The following is a 16107-nucleotide window of genomic DNA, read 5'->3' as shown; positions in this document are numbered from 1 at the left end:
AAAACATGAAAACCATCAACGGCATTCCCCAGATTGGCTTCGGCACATGGAAGAGACGCGGCGACGAGGCCTACAGGACGGTGCTTGCAGCCCTGGAGGCGGGCTATCGCCATATCGATACGGCCCAGGCCTATGGCAATGAGGCCGAGGTTGGCCGCGCGCTTGCCGATTGCGGTCTGAGCCGGGACGAGATTTTCGTGACGACCAAGGTGTGGATCGACAATTACGGCGAGGATGCTTTCCGAAAGAGCGTCGAGGAGAGCTTCGAAAAGCTCGGCGGCGCGGAAATTGATCTCCTTCTGTTGCACTGGCCGGGTCGCGCCGACGGGCCGGCATTCGAGGACTATATCGGCCGACTGGCCGACGTGCATGATGCCGGCCTTGCCAAACGGATCGGCGTTTCCAATTTCACCCGCGGGCTTATGGACAGGGCTGCCGGGTTGCTCGGCGATCGGAAGATCGCAGCCAATCAGGTCGAATGCCATGTCTTCCACCAGAACCGGCTGGTTGCCGATTATTGCGACAGCCATGGCATCGCCTTCACCGCCTATTCTCCTCTGGCGCAGGGCAAGATTGCGGGAGAACCGACACTTAAGGCAATCGGCGCGGCCCATGGCGTGTCCGAAGGCGAGATTGCACTCGCTTTCCTGATGGCGGAAGGCCATGTGGTGATCCCGACCTCGAGCAAGCCGCAACGGGTGAAGTCGAACCTCGCGGCAGCCGATATCGAACTCTCGCAGGATGAAATCGGACGTTTGAGAGCCCTCGACAAGGGCGAACGGCTGATCGACCCGGAATGGGCGCCGGACTGGGACTGAGCGACAACACGCTTGGCAGCACTTGCGGAGGAGTGCTGCCAAGCCTTTGAAAAATATCGCAAAAATCAAATTTCGGATTGAAGCCGTCGCGAAAATACGTCAGCCTTTGAAATTGTCAACGACAATGAGGTGGAACATGCGATTTGCTTCGGAACTTGAAATGCAGCTTGCCGGCTACGGGCTGACCACGGCCCATATTTTCTATCGTCTCCCCGACTTCGACAGCCTCCTGCAGACCTATCTCTGGCAGGACTACGATCTCGCGCCCGATTTTCCGCAAATGCACAAATTTCTCGATTTCTGGAAGCAGAACCTCGACGGTCCGCTGCATTCGGTCCGCTATGCCCACAAGCGGCTGATCGGCCCGAATGAATGGCGTCAGGTCTCCGGCGAGATCACGCTGCACTGATCGCGCTCAGGCTTCGCCGATCCGCTTGATCACCAGCGGGCGGTCGGCGGGCGCTTCATCCCCGACTATATAGGCGTCGCGCAGCGTCTGCATTGCGGCCTCGCAATCGCCCGCCGTTGCCGCGTGGACGAGACCCAGCGGCGCGCCTGCCTCGACAAACGCGCCGAGCGGCAGGAGCCCGGAAAAGCCGACGCGATGGTCGATGCGCTCGCCGGGCTTGCTGCGCCCGCCGCCAAGCGTGACCACGCCAATGCCCAGCGCCCGTGCGTCCGATGCGACGAGATAGCCCGATCGTCCCGCCGCGACGGGGCGGATGACGGGTGCTGCCGGCAGATAGGTTTCGGATTTCTCGATGAAATCGGACGGTCCGCCGAGTGCCGCGACCATCTTCGAGAAGGTTTCCATCGCGCGGCCGCTTGAGAGCGCATTCGCGGCAATGGCTTGGGCAGATGCCCGATCCTCGGCGAGACCCGCGCCGACAATCATCTCGGCGGCAAGTTCCATGACGACCGTCTCAAGCCGTGTGCCCGTCTTCTCGCCCCTGAGAAAGGAAAGCGCGTTTTCGATCTCGACGGCATTGCCGACCGCATCGGCAAGCGGCTCGTTCATGTCGGTCACCAGCGCGCTCGTTGGCAGGCCGGCGCCATTGGCGACCGTGACAAGGCGTCGCGCGAGATCCGCAGCGTCGGCGGCGCTCGTCATGAAGGCGCCGCTGCCGAACTTGACGTCGAGCACCAGCGACTGGAGACCGGCGGCCAGTTTCTTCGACAGAATGGAGGAAACGATCAGCGGCATGGATTCCACCGTCGCCGTAACGTCGCGGATCGCGTAAAGCCGTTTGTCGGCAGGCGCCAGCGCGCCGGTCTGGCCGACAATGGCGCAGCCGGCCTCGGCAATTGCGCGGCGCAGGCTTGCCGCGTCCGGGCTCACGTCATAGCCGGGGATCGATTCCAGCTTGTCGAGCGTGCCGCCGGTGGGACCGAGACCGCGACCGGAGATCATCGGCACGGCAAGGCCGGCTGCCGCGGCGATCGGCGCCAGCATCAACGAGACATTGTCGCCGATCCCGCCGGTCGAGTGCTTGTCGGCCACCGGGCGGTCAATGTCGGGCCAGGCGAGAACCGTGCCGCTGTCGCGCATGGCGAGGGTCAGCGCCACGGTCTCCGCCTCGTCCATGCCCTGGAAATAGACGGCCATGGCGAAGGCGGCGGCCTGCGCTTCGGACAGCGTTTCGTTGGAAAGCGCGCGGACGAATTCGGAAATCTCGGCCGCCGCAAGCGCGAAGCCGTCCCGTTTCCTTCGGATCGTCTCCTGCGCCAGCATCGGCCGCCTAGTAGCCGCCGCCGGTCACGGTCGAGTGCCTGCCCGCGAGCACGCCCTGGATATCATCGAGAAGTCCGGAAGCGCCGAAGCGGAAGGTTGTCGGCATCACCCAGCCCTCGCCCATCACCGTTTCGGCGAGGCTCAGGTAAAGCTGCGCGTCGCGCACCGAGGAGATGCCGCCGGCGGGCTTGAAGCCGACCTTGCGACCGGCCTCGCGGATGACGCCGAGCATGATGTCGGCGGCTTCCAGCGTGGCATTCACCTTGACCTTGCCGGTCGAGGTCTTGATGAAATCGGCGCCCTCGGCAATGGCGATCGTGGCCGCCTTGCGGATGAGGGCCGCATCGGCCAGTTCGCCCGTTTCGAGGATCACCTTGAGCGTAACCGGTTCGCGGCAGAGAAAGCGGATGGCGCGGACCATCTCGCTGACGGCCCATTCATTGCCGGCCTTCAGCTTGTTGTAGGGGATCACGAGATCGATCTCGTCCGCCCCATCGCGGATCGCCTGTTCGGTCTCTTCTTCCACCGCGCTGATCGACATGTCGCCCGAGGGGAAATTGACCACGGTGGCGATCTTGATCATGTGATCGGTTCCGAGCATCTGCCGGGCGAGGCTCACAAAGCGCGGCCAGATGCAGATCGCCGCCGGCGTGCCGTAGGGCGTGTAGGCGCGCGCGATCAGCGCCTCGATATCCTTTTCGGTGCAATCGTCGGAAAGGTTCGTCAGGTCCAGAAGCGAGAGCGAAACCGAGGCGGCTTCCTGCTCTGTATGATGTTTCATGGCTTACCCCTCGCCAATCAGGCGTTTGACAATGGCGGCCAGCTTGCGGCCGCCGATCGGCGCCATCTCCTTGGTTTCCTCATGGCCGAGTTCACCCTGGCTCATGCCCGCGCCGAAATTCGTGATGACGGAAGCCGCGGCGACCTTCAGACCCAGAAAGCGCGCCAGAATGACCTCGGGCACCGTGGACATGCCGACAGCGTCGGCGCCCAGCGTCCGGGCCATGCGGATTTCCGCCGGTGTTTCGAAACTCGGTCCTGAAAACCACATATAGACGCCTTCGGCAAGCTGAATATCCAAATCGCGGGACGCCTGCCGCATCGCGTCCGCCAAACCGGCATCATAGGCCTGGCTCATGCCGGTGAAGCGCCGGTCGGATTTCTCGCCGATCAGCGGGTTCATGCCGGAATAGTTGATATGGTCGGTAATCAGCATCACCGAGCCCGGCGGCATGTCCTCTCTCAGCGATCCGGCGGCGTTGGTCAGCAGGAGTTCCTCGATCCCGAGAGCGGCGAGCGCCTCGAGCGGAACGCGCATCGCCGCAGCGTCGCCCTGTTCATAATAATGCACCCGGCCCGACAGCATGATCACCGGCGTGCCGGCAAGCCTGCCGATCACGACCGAGCCTTCGTGGCCGCTGACGGCGCTTAAGGGAAAGCCCGGCAGTTCGGAAAAGGCGAAATACTGTTTGTCGGAAAGCGCTTCCGTCAGCCCGCCAAGGCCGGAGCCGAGGACCATGGCGGTGCGGGGTTTCAGGTCGCCAAGCGCCTCGCGCAGCAGAAGGGCAGCGTCGCTCATCCGATCTCACCGGTGGCAAAGGCGTGCGGCAGCAGTTCGGCCACGGTCACCGTTTCGCGAACGCCGCCATCGTCACAAAGGTAGACCTTGGTGTCGGGGTCGGAAAACTCGGCAAGCTTCTGCCGGCAGCCGCCGCAGGGCGGGCAGAGTGCGAGGCGCGGCGCATAGACGGCCGCAGCCTTTATCTTCAGCGCGCCGCCCATCACCATATGGCCGATCGCGACGCCTTCCGCGCAGATGCCCTCGGGAAAGGCGAGGTTCTCGACATTGGCGCCGGCGAAGACCTGGCCGTCATCCGTCAGAAGGGCAGCGCCCACCGGAAACTTCGAATAGGGCGCATAGGCCCTGGCGCTGGCCGCGCGGGCCGTCTCGAAAAGCTCCTCAGCCGTTGCCATCGTCTCACCGCTCCTTGGTGTAGGGAATGCCGCCGGCCTTGGGCGGACGCGCGGTGCCGATGAAGCCGGCCAGAAGCACGCAGGTGAGGATATAGGGCAGGGCCTGATAGAACTGAACCGGAACTTCGCCGATCAGCGGCATGGATTTGCCCTGCATGAAGTTCGAAAACGCACCGAGGAAACCGAACAGCAGGCAGGCAAACATCACCGGAATCGGTTTCCACTTGGCGAAGATCAGCGCCGCCAGCGCAATATAGCCCTTGCCGGCCGACATGTTGTTGATGAAGGAGGCGGACTGGGCGATCGCGAGATAGGTGCCGGAGAAGCCGCAGAGGAAGCCGGCGATGATAACGGCGCGGTAGCGCAGCCAGACGACCGAGATGCCGGCGGTATCGACCGCGCCCGGGTTCTCGCCGACGGCCCGCAATCTCAGGCCGAAGCGGGTCTTGTAGACCACCCACCAGACGATCGGAACGGTGATGAAAGCGAGGTAGACGAGGATGTTCTGACCCGAGATCACATCGGCATAGAATTTGCCGAGAAAGCCCGTATCTCTTACCGCCTCCGCGCCTGGAAATTCGATCTCGGTAAAGCGAGCGGTGTTCGCAAGCTGCGGCGTGCGTCCGCCCTGGCGGAACCAGGCATTGCCGAGCACGACGGTCAGACCGGCGGCGACGAAATTGAGCGCCACGCCGGAGACAATCTGGTTGCCGCGCGCGGTGATCGACGCATAGCCGTGAACGAGGCTGAAGAGGATGGAGACGAGGATGCCGCCCAGAAGTCCCAGCCAGGGGGAGCCGGTATAATAGGCAACCACGGCGGAGGCGAAGGCCGACGCCAGCATCTTGCCCTCAAGGCCGATGTCGAAAATGCCGGAGCGTTCCGAAAAAAGACCGGCCAGCGCCGTGAAGATCAGCGGGATGGAAAGACGGATGGTCGAGCCGAGCATGCCGACAATGATATCAATCGTTTGCATGGCTCAGGCCTCCGCCAACATCTGTCGTCTGGAAAACACCCTGGCAAGGGCCGGTCGGTAGAGGAACTCAAGCGCGCCGGCGAACAGGATGACGAGACCCTGGATCATCACGATCATGTCGCGGGTGATCTGCGGCATCATGAAGGAAAGCTGGGCGCCGCCCTGATAGAGAATGCCGAACAGGATCGCCGCCAGCAGAATGCCGAGCGGATGGTTGCGGCCCATCAGCGACACGGCGATGCCGACAAAGCCCGCGCCGCCGACGAATTCTACCTGCAGCCGGTCTGCCGACCCCATCACTACATTGAGCGCCATCATGCCGGCAAGCCCGCCGGAAAGCAGCATGGTGACGATAACCGTGCGGGCATAGGGAATGCCGGCATAGGTGGCGGCCGTCTTGCTCATGCCCAGCGCGCGCACCGAATAGCCGAATTTGGTGCGCCAGATCAGGAACCACACGGCAACGCACATGACCAGGCCGATGATGAAGGAGACGTTGAGCGGCGCAGGGCCGAGCCTTGAGCCAAACATCGCCATCAGCCAGTCGAGATCCGGCAGTTGTCCGCCGGGCGCAAAGCCGCGGGTTTCAGGCGACATGGCCCCGGCGGGCTTCAGCACATGCACCAGGAGATAGACCATCAGAGCCGCGCCGATGAAGTTGAACATGATCGTGGTGATGACGATGTGGCTGCCGCGCTTGGCCTGCAGCCATGCGGGGATGAAGGCCCAGGCGGCGCCGAAGATGCCGGCGCCGAGAATGGCAAAGGGCATGGTCACATACCACGGCACATACTGGTCGAGCGCCAGCGCCACGAGCGCGCAGCCAAGCCCGCCGACATAGGCCTGACCTTCCGAGCCGATGTTGAAGAGACCCGCATGATAGGCCATCGCCACGGAAAGCCCGGTGAAGATGAAGTTGGTGGCGTAATAAAGGGTGAAGCCGATCCCCATGCCGTTGCCAAGCGCGCCGTTGAGGAGGTAGCCCAGGGCCTCGAAGGGGTTCTGGCCGATCATCCAGATCACCAGTCCCGAAATGACCAGAGCGGTGACAAGGTTCAAGAGCGGCATCAGGAAGAATGTGACCCAGCCGGGCAGGGGCGTGTTGGCAGCGCTCATTTCGACCTCAAGACGCTATGCCGGCCATCATCAGGCCGAGTTGCTGTTCGCCTGCATCGGGCTTTGCCTCGCCGACATTCTCGCCGGCGAACATTACCAGAATGCGGTCGGCAAGGGCGCGGATCTCGTCGAGCTCGACGGAGACCAGAAGCACGGCCTTGCCGCTGTCGCGCATGTCGATGATGCGCCGGTGGATGAACTCGATCGCGCCGATATCGACGCCGCGCGTCGGCTGGCCGACGAGCAGGATATCCGGATCGCGCTCGATTTCGCGGGCCACTACAATCTTCTGCTGGTTGCCGCCGGAGAAATTGGCGGTCTTCAGCAGCGGGTTCGGCGGGCGGATATCGTATTTCTCGATCTTCTCGCGCGCGTCATCGAGGATCGCCTGGCGGTTCAGTACGCCGCCGCGGCCATATTCCTCGCGCTGGTGATAGCCGAGAATACTGTTCTCGCGCTCCTCGAAGGGCAGGATCAGGCCCATATGGTGCCGGTCTTCGGGAATATGGGCGACGCCGATCTTGCGATATGTGGCGGGATTGGCGTTGACGATCTTCTTGCCGTGTACATAGATCTCGCCCGAATGCGGTTTGCGGATGCCGGAGAGCGCCTCCAGAAGCTCCGACTGGCCGTTGCCGGCAACGCCGGCAATGCCGACGATCTCGCCGGCGCGCACGTCGAAGGAGACGTTCTTGACCATCGGCACGCCGCGATTGTCGTGGACGGTCAGATTGCGCACCGAAAGGGCGACATCGCCTGGATTAGCCTCGCCCTTTTCGACGCGCAGCAGCACGCGGCGGCCGACCATCAGTTCTGCCAGTTCCTCCACCGTCGTCTCGGCGGTCTTGCGGGTCGCGACCATCTCGCCGCGGCGCATGACGGAGACCTCGTCCGTGATCGCCATGATCTCGCGCAACTTGTGTGTAATGAGGATGATCGTATGGCCCTGGTCGCGCAGCATGCCGAGAATGCGGAACAGGTGATCGGCTTCCGAGGGCGTCAGCACGCCCGTCGGTTCGTCGAGGATCAGGATCTCCGCGCCGCGAAACATGGCCTTGAGGATTTCGACGCGCTGCTGAAGGCCGACGGGCAATTGCTCGATGATCGCGTCGGGATCGACCTCGAGGCCGTATTCGCTTTCCAGTCGCTTCAGCTCCTTGCGGGCCTTGCTTTCGCCCTTGTTGAGGAGCGAGCCGCCCTCGGCGCCGAGCATGACGTTCTCCAGTACGGTAAAATCCTCCACCAGCATGAAATGCTGATGGACCATGCCGATTCCGGCGGCAATGGCGTCGTCGCTGTCGGCGATTTCAAGCGCTTTGCCGTTGACGCGGATTTCGCCGCGATCGGCCTGGTAGAAGCCGTAGAGGATCGACATCAGGGTCGATTTCCCGGCCCCGTTTTCACCGATAATGCCGTGGATGGAGCCCTTCTCAACCTTCAGATTGATATTCTTGTTGGCGTGAACGGGCCCGAAGCTCTTGTCGATACCGATAAGTTCGATTGCGGGCGGTGTGCTCAAAAGCTTAAAAACTCCCAAACGAGGATCGCGCGCCGTTGACGGCGCTCAGGAGGCCCTGCTCAGGGCAGGCGAAACGGGTTTCCGGCGCGCACGGGCACGCAGAAGCGCGCCCGTGCGAAGCTTGAGCCGGATCAGTAGGGGCAGGTGTTGTCGACGGAGTAGTCGTGCACCTCGATCTCGCCCGAGACGATACCTTCCTTGGCCTTTTCGACGGCGGCGAGCATGTCTTCGGTGATCAGCGGCTTGTTGTACTCGTCATAGGCCCAGCCAACACCATTGTCGGCAACGCCGAGGGAGTTGATCCCGGCTTCGAACTTGCCGTCCTGGCTCGCCTTGAAGGCGTCATAGACGGCGTTGTCGACGCGCTTGACCATCGAGGTCAGGACCGAGCCCGGGTGAACATAGTTCTGGTTGCTGTCGACGCCGATCGAATATTTCTCGGCATCGGCTGCGGCCTGCAGCACGCCGAGGCCCGAGGCGCCGGCCGCCGCGTAGATCACGTCGGCGCCCTGGTCCATCTGGTTCTTGGTCAGCTCACCGGCGGTGACCGGGTCGTTCCAGGCCGCACCCGTGGTGCCGACGAAATTGCGCAGGATGGTGGCGTCGCTGTTTGCCGCCTTGGCGCCCTGGGCATAGCCGCAGCCGAATTTGTGGATCAGCGGAATGTCCATGCCGCCGACAAAGCCGACCGTGCCGGTTTCCGACTTCATCGCCGCCAGAAGGCCGACGAGATAGGAACCCTGTTCTTCCTTGAAGACGACGGACTGGACATTCGGCGCCTCGATCACGTCATCGACGATGTAGAATTCGGTATCGGGGAACTGCGGCGCAATCTTCTCGACAGCGGATTTCCAGGCGAAGGAAAGGGCCACGACGGGGTTGAAGCCCATGGAGGCGAAGTTGAGGATCGCCTGTTCGCCCTGGGCGTCGCCGGTCGGCTCGAAGTCGCGATATTCGACGCCGGTGTCGGCCTTGAATTTTTCCGCGCCGTTATAGGCCGACTCGTTGAAGGATTTGTCGAACTTGCCGCCGGTTCCGTAGACAAGCGCCGGCTTGAAATCGGCCAGTGCGGTCGTTGACATGGCGGTAAGCGCGATAAGGCTCAGGATAGTTTTTTTCATAACGCTGCTCTGTTCCCTTTGAGTGTGCTCATGGACCCTGTTCGGCGGCAGGCGCGATGCCCCCTCCTGAACACGACCGGCCGCAACCGGCCGGATTGGAGCTTATCGTTGCACGGCTTCGACAAAATTTCATCACAAAATTTACCCCTTGGGCAAAAATGGCGTGCACAGTGCGAAAGCGCGTCGGCGGCGCATGAAAAAGGGAGCGCGGCGGCGCTCCCTCGGTTTCGTCCTTCTCTTGCCGGTGCGTCTCAGCCGGCCGGGCAGGAGACGCCGGTGCCCTTCAGACCGCAATAGCCGGCGGGGTTCTTGGCGAGATATTGCTGGTGATAATCCTCGGCCATGTAGAATGCGCCGGCGGGGGCAATTTCCGTCGTGATCACATCATTGCGGCCATTATCCTGCAGCGCCTGCTGAAAACGGTCGCGCATCGTTTCGGCAAGCCTCAGGTCGTCCGCGTTCTCAAGATAGATCGCCGAACGATAGGTGGTGCCGATATCATTGCCCTGGCGCATGCCCTGGGTTGGGTCATGGGCTTCGAAGAACAGCCTGAGAAGGCGCTCGAGACCGACTTCGGCAGGATCATAGATGACCCGCACCACCTCGGCATGACCGGTCAGCCCGGTACAGGTTTCCTCATAGGTGGGGTTGGGCGTTATCCCGCCCGCATAACCGGCAGCGGTGACGTAGACGCCCGGCGTCTGCCACAAAAGCCGCTCCGCCCCCCAGAAGCAGCCCATGCCCAACTGCACCTCTTTCATGCCGTCCGGATAAGGCGGCGCAAGCGCGCGGCCGTTGACGAAATGGCGCTCTGCCGTGGGGATGGGGTCCGATCGGCCGGGCAGAGCGGTGTCCGGCGACGGCATGACTGTCTTTTGCCTGTTGAAGGCGGAAAGAAACATGATGGTCTCCCTGGAGCATTTCGCCGACAGATGGCCTTCCCGGCTTTGGCGAACATGCATCAAAACAATCAAAGAACGGAGCGAAAGGGCCTTTCAGCGAAAATGCGCTTTTCTGCGCCGATCCGGTGGAACGAATAGATAGAGCTTCCGGTTCCCCCGCCTCAAAAGCAATTGAAGGCCGGCGGGCGACGTCTCTTTCTTCTCAGATAAGAAGCGAAATGCGCCGCAACAAGACGGTCTTTGCGCAAGGCCGCCTGCTGCCTGCCCTTCGCGGCGCTTCGCGCCGTACCCGCTGCGCTTCGGTCCCGCCGCACTTTGTTGCGGTGCCTTATGCGCTTTCGAAACAATTCAAAAATCTGTCAGATTCGGGTTGATCATCGCCACGGCATCGGTATATATCGCGCCGGTCCCACCCTTCGGTTTTACCGAGGCCGGCACCGGGACGGACAGGTGGCCGAGTGGTCGAAGGCGCACGCCTGGAACGCGTGTATACGGGCAACCGTATCGAGGGTTCGAATCCCTCTCTGTCCGCCATCTCTGCTTGCGCTTCGCCACCCTCCAACCTAAAGCGTACCCACTTTTCGAGAATCGTTTTCTCGAACCCGCCGCTCTCCGGGTGAAGGCTCGATTTCATTCCATCGCAAGCAGCGCGCTTGCCAGCGGCTCGTCGACGACGAGGTGCGTCACGAGGCTTCCATTGATTGCCGCGCGGGTCGCCTGCAGGCGGTCGGCGCCGCAAACGACGAGGAGGCGTTTTCGCGCCGTCTTCAGGTTGTCGATGCTTGCGGCGATGATCCGCTCCTGGGGTTCGAGCGGCATGTCGTTGCCGTCGGCGTCGATATAGCGGCAGCAGTAGATGCCGACGCAACCCGCCTGCCGGGCAGTGTGCAACGCCGCAGGCGTCGCCATGCCGGCGGTGACCAGATGGGTGTCGTCGGCGACATTGCCGACGGAGGCGATCGTGAGGTCGAGGTCGGCGAGGCGGGCAAGCTGCGTCCTGATCGTGGGTTCGCTGCGAAAGGCCTCGGCCAGCGCCACGGTCGAGACAATTCCCGGCGCATGCAGGGTGAAACAGTCGGCGCCGAGCTTGTTGGCGACCTCGATGGCGCAGATCTCGGACGCCGGAACGCGATCGGAATCCTTGGAACCGATCAACTGGCACACCTCGATATCGCTCATCGGGGCGCGCGGCATGGCCTTCGCCATGGCGGCAATCGTCTCGCCCCAGGCGACGCCGATCCTGTCGCCGGCTTCTGCGATATCGAGCACCGCCATGGCCGCGACCCGGGCGACCAGAGGCAGGTTCTCGGCCCTGCCGCCGGCAGACGGCGCGGCTTCGCCGCTTGCCACATAGACATCCTCAAGGCCGTAGCGCGCGCAAAGGTCACGCGACAAGCTGGAGGCGGCAAGGAGCGCGCCGTCGACCTGGATTTCGACAATGCCCTTTTCGCGGCACTCGCGCAGCATGTTGACGACGGTTGCCCGCGAGATCTTGAACCGCCGGGCGATCTCGCCCTGCGTCAGGCCCTCGCCGTAATAAAGGAGGGCGACATTGGAAAGGAGCGCATCCTTTTCCCCGCCTGCCGAGGTGTGACGCTGCGCGTGTTTCATGAGCTAGCTGCTGACGTCCTTGTTTCCCGATTGTCCGTAGTTCTTGCGGAACCAGTTATAGCAGCGGGCCTGCTCTTCGGCAGACAATTCTTCAACGTCTCCGCGCAGCAGGGCAAAATGCGTGGTTTTTGCCGCCTCCTCCAGGTACATGGCAATGGACGTGGCCTCTTTTGCAGAGGTTCCCATGGTGAACACGCCATGCGCCTTGACGAGTGCCGCCCAGCCGCCGTCCGCCGCTTCAACCACAGCACGGCCGGTATCGACCTCGCCCGGCGTCGCATAGCGCGAGCAGGGCACGTCGCGGCCGATCATGTGGGTGATCGGCGTGAGCACGGCGGGGATCCGCTCGCCACGCGCGGCAAAGCTCGTTGCATAGGGCGAATGGGTGTGGGCGATGCCGAAGACATCGTCGCGATGGCGGTAGATATAAAGATGGACTCCGGTGTCGACCGAGGGTTTCATTTGGCCTTCGACGATATTGCCATCGAGATCGACCACCACCATGGTCTCCGGCGTCAGCTTGGCGAATTTGACGCCCGATGGTTTTATCACGACGAGGCCGGTTTCCGGGTCGCGTCCCGAGACATTTCCGCCTGAGCCGACGACAAGGCCGGCCGCCGGCAGCTCGTGGTTCTGTTCGCAGACGATTTCCTTGAGTTCTTCCAGCATCAGGCTGCCTCCTTGCCCGGTATGCCGTGGGGGTAGACGACGATCTTCAGCGATTTTTCCGCCTCGACCAGCATGCGGAATGCCTCGGCGCTGTCTTCAATGCCAAAACGGTGCGAAATGGCGTCTTCCGCCCTGATCCGTCCGGCTTCCAAGAGGCGGATATAACTGTAGGTGTCGCGGTGGTCGGACGAGTAGCGCGAGGTGACGGTGATCTGGTCGAAATAGGCCTTGTGGCCGTCCTGGACCCAGTCTGTTCCCGGTGGCAGCGGCGCGCCGAGATGCAGGCAGCCGCCCGGCTCGACCAACGCCATCGCCTGTTCCCAGGCTGACGGGAAGGGGGCAATGACGATCACGGTGTCCGCGAGCCGCCCATTGTTGAGCGCGCGCATTTCGGCAACCGCATCGGCGGTCTTCGGGTTGATCGTGTGGGTCGCGCCGAAGAACCGCGCCTTTTCCAGCCGCCACTCGGAAAAATCGAGCGAGACGACCTTGCCGGCGCCGAAAAGCGGCGCCAGATGCACGAAGCCCTGGCCCATGAAACCGGCCCCGACGACGGCGACCGTATCGCCCGGCTGGATATTGCAAACCTTCAGCCCGGAAAGCACGCAGGACCAGGGCTCGATCGTCGTCGCCGCCTCGTTGGAAATGCTGTCGGGGAGTTTATGAGCATCCATGGCCAGATGCTGGGCGGTGACGCGGTAATATTCGCAGACCCCGCCCGGATCGAGTTTCATCGACGAGTAGAACGGGTCGCGGGTGAAGTGGCCGCGCAGCGACCAGTGGGAATTCACCCGACCGACATGATGATTGACGAACAGACGGTCGCCGGGTTTGTAGTCGGTGACGCCTTCGCCGACCTTCACCACTTCGCCGACGGGCTCGTGGCCGAGCACCTTGGGCTGCGCCTTCTTGTACCATGCCATGGTCTCGCCACCGCACAAGCCGCAGGCCAGCGTCTTCAGGAGAACCTCGCCGGGGCCGATCTCGGGAACGGGCCTGTCTTCCAGCCGGATATCGTCAAGGGCGTGGTAGACGGCCGCTCTCATCATTGCGTTCATGGGTTCTCCTCCTTCAGGCTGTTGAGGGCGGTCTGAAGGGTGCGCATGGCTGAAGAGATCAGCGCGTAGCGGCGATAGACCGCGCAATATTGTTCGTGGATTTCGGGCCGGGCGCGATAGACTGTGGGGGTCTCCTCGCGCTTCGAAAGGGCAATCGCGTCGCCGAGGCCGGCAGCCGCGGCGCCCAGGCAGGCAGCGCCCCACAAGCCCTGGTCGGAGGCCGGCGACACCTCGATGTCCTGGCCGATCACATCGGCGATGATCTGGCACCAGACCGGATTTTTCGATCCGCCGCCGGTCAGTTGCACCGGCGCCGGGGGCAGGCCGTCTTCCGCCTCGAAACAATGGCGCAGGCTCATCGCCGTGCCTTCCATGACGGCGCGGCCCATCTCCGCCTTGGTCGTGTCTGCCCTCAGCCCGTGGAACTGGGCGCGGATATCGGGGGAGACGAAGGGCGCGCGCTCGCCGTTCAGATAGGGCAGGAAGGTCACGCCGTTGGCGCCCGGCGGCACGTCCTCGACCAGCGCATTGAGCTTGCCGGCAATCTCTTCGGTCGATTCGCCGCCGAGGCTTTTCGGGTGAAGGGCGGTGAACCAGTCGAACGCGGCAGCACCGGTTGAGGGCGCAAGAATACGGATGATCGCCTCGCTTGTCGGATGCAGCGCCGATGCGCCGACCGGCTTTTCTGTGGGCGTCACATGATCGGTCAGGATATTTACAACGGCCGTCGTGCCGAGGATCATCATCGTCTGGCCCGGGCGATCGAGCCCCATGCCGACGATCATCGCTGCAAGGTCGAGCGTGCCGACGGAGACCGGCAGCCCGGCAGGAAGCCCGGTCTTTCTTGCGGCGTCCGGCGACAATGCGCCGAGTTTTTCCGAAGCCCGTTTGGGGGCTGCGAGAATCGCGCCAAGATCATTGCATTCAAGCAGGTCGAGCTGGCGCGGGCCATAGCTGCGGGTTTCAAAATCGATGAGAGGGATGGAGGCATTGGAGAAATCGGTCGCGATCTTGCCGGTGAGCCGGAAGCCGATCCAGTCGGCGCAGGTAAAGGATGCCCTGGCGCATGCGGCGGCTTCGGGACGGTTCCTGCGCAGCCAGCGCCACAGCATGGCCGAGGTTCCGGGCCACAGGTCAGTGTGGCAGCCAAGCCCCACGGCGCCCGTTGCGCCTCTTTGCGCCAGGGTCTCAAGATCGGCGGAGGCGCGGGTATCGTTCCACAGCATGGCGTTGCCGCAGGGCTTGCCGGCTTCATCCATCAGCCACAGGCCATCGCCCTGAGCGCAGACCCCGAGCGCGGCAAAGGACGCGCCTTCGCATTTCGCCGACAATTCGCTGAGGCATTCGGCCGTCAGCGTCCAGATCGTGTCCATATCCTGTTCGGCATGGCCCGGCGCGGGGCGCGATACCTTGTTGACGCGGGCAGCACTGGCCATGCATTCGCCCTCCGGCGTGTAGGCAGCGACCTTAATTGCGGTCGTGCCGACATCCAGTCCTATTCTCAGTTCAGTCACGCATGCTCCTCCATGGATTTCTACAATTGAAATATTTCTTGACTTTTGTAAAGCGAATTGTTCTTGTTCTGGGGACACTGCGGTGTCACGAAGTTCTAAGGGAGGAGAACATGAAAAAATTCGTCGCTGCGGCCTTCATGGCCGCTGCTGCAGGCCTGTACGCCATTCCGGCTGCGGCCCAGGAAGACGGTCTGTCGCTTGAGGGCAAGACCATCGGCGTCGCCGTCGTCGGAACCCAGCATTTCTGGGACCGCGAAGCCTTCAACGGCGCCACCACCACGGTTGAGGAACTTGGCGGCACGGTCGTCCCGGTCGATGGCGGTCGCGACAACCAGGTCCACGCCGACAACCACGATGTGCTCTTGAACCGTGGGGTCGACGCCGTAATCTCGATCCTTGGCGACGGCGCCGTCGAGCCGAAATTCGAGGCGCTGAAGAATGCCGGCATTCCGGTCTTCACCGTCGATCATCCCTCGCCCTATTCGACCAATAACACGACGTCCGACAATTACACGATGGGCACGACCATCGGCCGCTACATGGCGGACGCTATCGGCGGCAAGGGCAAGGTCGCGGTCTTCAACGCCTTCGAGGAATCGCTGCGCATTTGCGGCATCCGCACCGGGCTTTGGAAATACGTGCTGCAGGACTATCCGGAAATCGAGATCATCCAGCCGGAACTGGCCGAGGAATTCGCCAATGCGCCGGAAGATGCCCGTCGTCAGACGCTCGATCTCTTAAGCCAGTATCCGGAGGGTACGATCGATGCGATCCATGTCGGTTGCTGGGACCAGCCCGCCATCGGCATCGTGCAGGCGCTGGAGGAAACCGGCCGCACGGAGATCAAGGTCACCGCGCTTGACGGCGGACCCGAGACGCTGGAAATCATGGCCGAGGAGGGAAGCCCCTTCGTCGCCAATGTGGCCCAGCAGCCCTATCTGATCGGGGCGACATCGGCTGAAAACGTCGCGCGCTATTTTGCCGGCGAGGAGCTTCTGCCGCAGACCTATGTGGATGTCATGCCGGTAAACGGTCCGGAAGAGGCCCGCCAGGCCTATGAGGACCTGGGCTACGGCAGCCTGAACTAGACTGCCCTT

At 62.7% G+C, this 16107-nt stretch carries 16 protein-coding genes and 1 tRNA gene; 4 read left to right on the top strand and 13 right to left on the bottom strand.

All coding sequences use genetic code 11. The annotated features are described in order from the left end of the window. The first annotated feature begins 5 nt into the window (after window positions 1-5). Together FF124_RS05430 and FF124_RS05425 are read left to right on the top strand one after the other, a co-directional pair. Window positions 6-818 carry an aldo/keto reductase gene (locus FF124_RS05430; RefSeq protein ID WP_138747487.1) on the top strand — a complete coding sequence of 271 codons (813 nt, stop codon included), beginning with the start codon at window positions 6-8 and terminating at the stop codon, window positions 816-818. 136 nt (window positions 819-954) lie between these two features. Continuing rightward, a complete protein-coding gene (locus FF124_RS05425) occupies window positions 955-1227 on the top strand; it encodes an usg protein (protein WP_138747486.1) in 273 nt (90 codons plus the stop codon). Window positions 1228-1233: 6 nt separating this feature from the next. Here FF124_RS05425 and deoA read toward each other — a convergent pair whose 3' ends face one another. The 9 genes from deoA to msrA form a co-directional block, all read right to left on the bottom strand. Beyond that, window positions 1234-2550 (bottom strand): thymidine phosphorylase, encoded by a 1317-nt coding sequence (gene deoA / locus FF124_RS05420; protein WP_138747485.1) that lies wholly within the window; start codon window positions 2548-2550, stop codon window positions 1234-1236. 7 nt (window positions 2551-2557) lie between these two features. Beyond that, on the bottom strand, window positions 2558-3331 hold the full coding sequence (deoC, locus tag FF124_RS05415) for a deoxyribose-phosphate aldolase (protein WP_138747484.1): 774 nt from the start codon (window positions 3329-3331) through the stop codon (window positions 2558-2560). A 3-nt stretch (window positions 3332-3334) separates the two neighbouring features. Then, a complete protein-coding gene (locus FF124_RS05410; protein WP_138747483.1) occupies window positions 3335-4129 on the bottom strand; it encodes a purine-nucleoside phosphorylase in 795 nt (264 codons plus the stop codon). Continuing rightward, on the bottom strand, window positions 4126-4524 hold the full coding sequence (cdd, locus tag FF124_RS05405; RefSeq protein WP_138747482.1) for a cytidine deaminase: 399 nt from the start codon (window positions 4522-4524) through the stop codon (window positions 4126-4128). Before cdd ends, FF124_RS05410 begins: the two co-directional genes overlap by 4 nt. A 4-nt stretch (window positions 4525-4528) precedes the next feature. Then, window positions 4529-5500 (bottom strand): ABC transporter permease, encoded by a 972-nt coding sequence (locus FF124_RS05400; protein ID WP_138747481.1) that lies wholly within the window; start codon window positions 5498-5500, stop codon window positions 4529-4531. Window positions 5501-5503: 3 nt separating this feature from the next. Further along, window positions 5504-6616 carry an ABC transporter permease gene (locus FF124_RS05395; protein WP_138747480.1) on the bottom strand — a complete coding sequence of 371 codons (1113 nt, stop codon included), beginning with the start codon at window positions 6614-6616 and terminating at the stop codon, window positions 5504-5506. Between the two features lie 7 nt (window positions 6617-6623). Further along, entirely contained in the window at window positions 6624-8135 is a 1512-nt protein-coding gene (locus FF124_RS05390; protein ID WP_138747479.1) for an ABC transporter ATP-binding protein, read from the bottom strand. 131 nt (window positions 8136-8266) lie between these two features. Further along, window positions 8267-9256: a BMP family lipoprotein gene (locus tag FF124_RS05385; RefSeq protein WP_138747478.1), complete on the bottom strand. Its 990-nt coding sequence runs from the start codon at window positions 9254-9256 to the stop codon at window positions 8267-8269. A 251-nt stretch (window positions 9257-9507) separates the two neighbouring features. Continuing rightward, complete coding sequence (gene msrA, locus FF124_RS05380; protein WP_138747477.1) at window positions 9508-10158, bottom strand: peptide-methionine (S)-S-oxide reductase MsrA; 651 nt, start codon at window positions 10156-10158, stop codon at window positions 9508-9510. A 444-nt stretch (window positions 10159-10602) separates the two neighbouring features. On the opposite strand from msrA, the gene FF124_RS05375 reads away from it, so the two are divergent. Further along, window positions 10603-10692, top strand: a tRNA-Ser gene (locus FF124_RS05375). 96 nt (window positions 10693-10788) lie between these two features. On the opposite strand, the gene FF124_RS05370 is transcribed toward FF124_RS05375, so the two are convergent. Genes FF124_RS05370 through FF124_RS05355 form a run of 4 tightly spaced genes read right to left on the bottom strand, consistent with a single transcriptional unit; the run spans window position 10789 to window position 15010 of the window. Further along, the gene (locus FF124_RS05370) at window positions 10789-11769 is read right to left on the bottom strand and encodes a sugar-binding transcriptional regulator (RefSeq protein WP_138747476.1); all 981 of its coding nucleotides are present in this window, start codon (window positions 11767-11769) and stop codon (window positions 10789-10791) included. A 3-nt stretch (window positions 11770-11772) separates the two neighbouring features. Next, the gene (locus tag FF124_RS05365) at window positions 11773-12438 is read right to left on the bottom strand and encodes a class II aldolase/adducin family protein (protein WP_138747475.1); all 666 of its coding nucleotides are present in this window, start codon (window positions 12436-12438) and stop codon (window positions 11773-11775) included. Further along, a complete protein-coding gene (locus FF124_RS05360) occupies window positions 12438-13496 on the bottom strand; it encodes an alcohol dehydrogenase catalytic domain-containing protein (protein WP_138747474.1) in 1059 nt (352 codons plus the stop codon). Before FF124_RS05360 ends, FF124_RS05365 begins: the two co-directional genes overlap by 1 nt. After that, window positions 13493-15010, bottom strand: a complete 1518-nt coding sequence (locus FF124_RS05355; protein WP_138747473.1) for an FGGY-family carbohydrate kinase — start codon at window positions 15008-15010, stop codon at window positions 13493-13495. The genes FF124_RS05360 and FF124_RS05355 overlap by 4 nt, the downstream gene beginning before the upstream one ends. A gap of 110 nt (window positions 15011-15120) precedes the next feature. On the opposite strand from FF124_RS05355, the gene FF124_RS05350 reads away from it, so the two are divergent. Further along, window positions 15121-16098, top strand: coding sequence for a sugar ABC transporter substrate-binding protein (locus FF124_RS05350; protein WP_138747472.1), 978 nt, complete (start codon window positions 15121-15123; stop codon window positions 16096-16098). Window positions 16099-16107 lie beyond the last annotated feature (9 nt).

Source organism: Martelella lutilitoris, from assembly GCF_005924265.1.
GTDB classification, from domain to species: domain Bacteria; phylum Pseudomonadota; class Alphaproteobacteria; order Rhizobiales; family Rhizobiaceae; genus Martelella; species Martelella lutilitoris.
Note: the sequence above shows the minus strand (reverse complement) of the source record. Positions and strands in the feature narration are given on the sequence as shown.